At 76.1% G+C, this 817-nt stretch carries 1 protein-coding gene; it reads right to left on the bottom strand.

Features of this window, described 5'->3' with window-relative positions; translation table 11 throughout:
• A partial coding sequence (locus tag DB30_RS40975) for a hypothetical protein (protein WP_146662991.1) occupies positions 1-758 on the bottom strand: 758 nt, incomplete at its 3' end.
• Positions 759-817 lie beyond the last annotated feature (59 nt).

The raw sequence follows: 817 nt of genomic DNA, 5'->3' as shown, positions 1-817 counted from the left end.
TGTCGAAGAAGTAGCGGGCCAAGGTCGCGCCGGCGTCCCGGTCGAAGTCGCCCGGCCCGCAGCGCGATCGCGTTGGGGTCGAGCTTGGCCCGCGCAGCGATGATCTGCGAGACCGTTCGCGTGCGCGGGTAGTCCTCGGCCGTCGCGTTCGACTCGCGCCAGCGCGCGCGCTCCTCGGGGGTGCGCAGCGCGAGGGTGGCCAGGGCCCGCTCGGGCTCCGCGGCCGCGCCCGCCAGCAACAGCTCGAGCCGCGCGGCCAGCCACTGGGCGTGGTCCGCGTCGAGACCCGCGCCCGCGTGAACGTGCAGCGAGCCAGCCTCGTTTATGCGCACCCGCAGGGCTCGCTCGCCGCCCGGATCTAGAGCCGCGCCCGGCAGCTCGACGCGGATCGGCAGCGGTGCTTGCGAGGCCGCGCCGAGCTCGGGGTGACGCTGCCATCGATCGCGGCGAAGCGGCGCCCTCCCCCGCAGCTTGGCCAGCTTCGTGGCCAAGCGGGCGGCGAGCCGCGGCAGGCTGTCCGCGAGCGCCCCGGCCGGCACGTCGAGCTGAAGCTCGGTCTCGAGCAGCGCGCTCGTCCAGGCTCGCTGACCTGCGAGCGCGAGCGCGACGCTGCGCTCCTCGCCCCGCGCCAGGCGACGGAACAGGGCCAAGACAGCGGCCAGGGCCAGGGCCTCGGGGCTCGGCCCAGCCTCGCGCAGCGCCGCGGGCAGCTCGACGAGGCCCGCGTCCGCGCGTGGTGAGGGCCGGAGCTGACCCAAGCGCGGCGGCAGCAGCGGTGAGCGGGTGACGAGGTCCCGTACCCATCGCGGCTCACCGA

It is taken from the genome of Enhygromyxa salina, from assembly GCF_000737335.2.
In the GTDB taxonomy this organism is placed as follows: Bacteria; Myxococcota_A; Polyangia; order Nannocystales; family Nannocystaceae; genus Plesiocystis; species Plesiocystis salina_C.
Note: the sequence above shows the minus strand (reverse complement) of the source record. Positions and strands in the feature narration are given on the sequence as shown.